The organism is Pseudomonas sp. PS01303, assembly GCF_029959385.1.
Lineage (GTDB): Bacteria > Pseudomonadota > Gammaproteobacteria > Pseudomonadales > Pseudomonadaceae > Aquipseudomonas > Aquipseudomonas rustica.
The window spans coordinates 1-3340 of the sequence record NZ_JASCPK010000273.1 but is presented as its reverse complement, the minus strand read 5'-3'; the positions used below and the strand labels follow the sequence as shown (position 1 = coordinate 3340).

The following is a 3340-nucleotide window of genomic DNA, read 5'->3' as shown; positions in this document are numbered from 1 at the left end:
GTGCAACGAGGCTGCGATCTTTTGATCCTGATCTTTTAAAAGCCAAAAGATCGCAGCCTCGTTGCACTCGACAGCTCCTACAGTGGAAATGAGAGTTCGGCCTCTGGGTGGGCGTCTGCTCACACCCACGCAACAGCCAACAATCCCGCGCCCAACACCACGCACAACGGCGAATACACCCACGTATCAAGCCGTGAAAATCGTGAGCCTTTGACCTCTTTGAAAAACCCCACCAGGTTCGAATCACCAATCGCCCGGGCGAACAGCAGCAGCGCAATCGCGCTGATTCCCCATTGCAGCGACCAGTGATGCACCGGCGCGAAGCCCCAACCCACGCGCATACACACCAGCGCCGCAATCACCAACAGCGCCGCCGCGACCAGCAACGTGATCCAGCCGGAAGGTTTGAACGCCGGGCGCACCGTCGCCACCAAACCTTGCACCGGCACTTGCGGCACGGCCGCCACCGCCGCCCATTGCCCGCCCAGCGCCCAGTACACATGCACCAGGGCGATCACCGCAAAAACCGTCACCAGCCATTGAGCCAACACAAAGGTCATGGTCGAGAATCCTTGGAAAGGGATTTGAACAAATCATCCTAGTTGGCATTTTTTGAAGTGCACGACCGATCGGCGGTACGGTAAAGTGCCGCCCCATGAAATTCTCCCGTACCGATCGCTCACTGCTGGCCTGGATGCTCTATTGCTGCGTCCTGTTCAACGTGTTCGCCTGCAGCATCGGTCACGGACAAATGGTCGGCATGCAGCTGAACGGTATCGGCGGCCAGTTCTGTACGGTCGACCCGGCCACGCAAGCGCCGATCGCCAACAACCCCACTGAAGAAAAACTGCCGACCCTGTCCAAGGCGTTCGGCTGTCCGCTGTGCTCGGTCGGCGGCGGCATGGGCCCGGCGTTCAACTCCAGCCTGACCCTCGCCGTTCTGCCGGAGCAACACAGCCCTCCGCTGGCGCCCATCGTCAGCGCCGACCTCCCTGCCCGCTTCACCTGGCCCTCGGCCAACCCTCGCGCCCCACCGCTCGCCTGAGTGTTTCTGCCTTTTTTGATCTGTCAGCCCACTGCGCCAACGCGCGGCGTGTGCCTGTGCGCTGACGCCTAGACAAGCATTCAGGATTCAATGATGAAACAACTCACTTTGCTGGCGAGCCTGTGCGGCTGCCTGTCCGTTAACGTCTGGGCGCAATCCACCGTGGATCTGGCGCCCATCACCATCGATGGCGAATCCGGCGTCGAACCGGGCCTGAGCCTCGACCAGTCCAGCGGCATGGCCTCGCGCCTCGGCCTCAGCCTGCGCGACACCCCGGCCTCGGTGGCCATCGCCAACCGCAACGACATCGAGCGCCATGGCGCACAGAACTTCCAGGACGCCGCCAACACCCTGCCCGGCGTCAATGCCAGCGCACCGCCGGGTTTCGGCGGCTTCGTCTCTTATCGCGGCTTCACCAGCAGCCAGATCACCCAGATGTTCAACGGCATCAACGTCTCCGGCGGTCTCGCCCGACCGGTGGACGCGTGGATCTACGACCGGGTGGAACTGGTCGGCGGCCCGTCGTCGCTGATCAACGGCGCAGGCTCGGTCGGCGGTTCGCTGAACTACGTGACCAAACTCGCCACGCGCGATGAACAAGCCATCGAAGGCCGGGTCAGCTACGGCACTTACGACACCACCGAAACCGCGTTCGGCCTCAACCATGCGCTGACCGCCCCGAGCGCCGACATCCAGCACTACGCCCGACTCGACGTTAGCCACAACACCAGCAACGGCTACATCGACCGCCAGGAACGCGATGCCTGGAGCGTGGCGTTCTCGTTGCTCAGCGACCTGACGCCAAATCTGTCGCACACGTTGGCGCTGGAATACCAGGACGAGCACGAGGACAGTCCGTATTGGGGAACCCCAGTGCTCAATCCCAAGGCCGGCGAGCTGAAGATCGACAAACACAACCGCTTCAACAACTACAACGTCGAGGACGGCCGCTACGAGCAACGAACCATCTGGGTGCGCTCGATCATCGACTACCGCATCAACGACAGCACCACCCTGCGCAACACGCTGTATCACCTCGACAGCCAGCGCGATTACCGCAACCTCGAAACCTACCAGTACAACGCCGACAACACGGCGGTGAACCGCTCAACCGCGTATCAAGTGCGCCATCAGGGCGAGCAGAACGGCAACCAGTTCGAACTGCGCCACGACAACACGCTGTTGGGACTTGAGACGACGTGGTCGGGTGGTTTCGAATACAAGGTCAACCAGACCACCAACTACCCGCTGAACGTCAAAGGCGCCAGCACGGTTGATCCGAACAACTACCGGCCGGGGCATTTCTACGACATACCCGGCACCAACCCGGCGTTGATCAGCGACAAGACCAACCAGGTCACCACCAAAGCGCTGTTCATGGAAAACCGCTTGGCGTTGACCGACAAACTGTCGCTGCTCACCGGTTTGCGTTATGACGATATCGACCTCGACGTGACCAACCACCGAGTGGTGACCGCCGCTAATCCCAAGCACCTTAAACGCAGCTGGGAACCGCTCACCGGACGCGCCGGCCTGACGTACCAGTTCATCCCGTCGGCCAACGTTTACGTGCAATACAGCACCGCCGCCGAGCAACCGAACGGCACCCAGGACTTCGACGTCTCGACGGGCAAGCAATGGGAGATCGGCAGCAAGTTCGATTATCTGAACGGGCGCGGTTCGGCGACATTGGCGGCGTATACGATTGAGCGCAAAGACTTCGCCGTGACCGATCCACTGGATCCGACCAGCAGCATTCCGGTGGGTCAGCAAACGTCGAAAGGCATTGAGATCGCCAGTTCGCTGCGGATCACCGACAAGTTGTTGGCCGAAGGCAACTTCGCCTGGGTCGATGCGCAGTACGACGATTTCACCGAGAAAAACGCTGCCGGCGTGGTGGTGTCGCGCAAGGGCAACACGCCGACCAACGTGCCGGATCGGGTCGGCAATCTGTGGCTGACTTATGATTTTTCGCCGCAATGGCAAGGTGGGGTTGATGCGCGCTATGTGGCGTCGGTGTTTGCCGATACGGCCAATACGATGACAGTGCCGTCGTACACGCTGTTTGGCAGCTTCCTCAGCTACAAGGTCGATTCGCACACCACTGTGACCGGGCGGGTGCGCAACTTGACCAATGAGGTGTATGCCGAATTTGCGCATGTGTCGCCGGCGTATTACCTCGGGACGCCGCGTACTTTTGAATTGACAGTCGCTACGAAATTTTAAGAGCTTCGCGGGCAAGCCTTGCTCCTACAGAGCGGAATACATTCCAAACTGTAGGAGCAAGGCTTGCCC

At 60.6% G+C, this 3340-nt stretch carries 3 protein-coding genes; 2 read left to right on the top strand and 1 reads right to left on the bottom strand.

The window, feature by feature from the left end; all coding sequences use genetic code 11:
* Nucleotides 1-119: 119 nt before the first annotated feature.
* Nucleotides 120-560 (bottom strand): DUF3995 domain-containing protein, encoded by a 441-nt coding sequence (locus tag QMX93_RS30280; protein WP_053120960.1) that lies wholly within the window; start codon nt 558-560, stop codon nt 120-122.
* Nucleotides 561-655: 95 nt separating this feature from the next.
* Here QMX93_RS30280 and QMX93_RS30275 point away from each other — a divergent pair, with 95 nt between their 5' ends.
* On the top strand, nt 656-1045 hold the full coding sequence (locus QMX93_RS30275) for a DUF2946 domain-containing protein (RefSeq protein WP_159815167.1): 390 nt from the start codon (nt 656-658) through the stop codon (nt 1043-1045).
* A 93-nt stretch (nt 1046-1138) separates the two neighbouring features.
* The gene (locus QMX93_RS30270; protein ID WP_282359266.1) at nt 1139-3271 is read left to right on the top strand and encodes a TonB-dependent receptor; all 2133 of its coding nucleotides are present in this window, start codon (nt 1139-1141) and stop codon (nt 3269-3271) included.
* Nucleotides 3272-3340 lie beyond the last annotated feature (69 nt).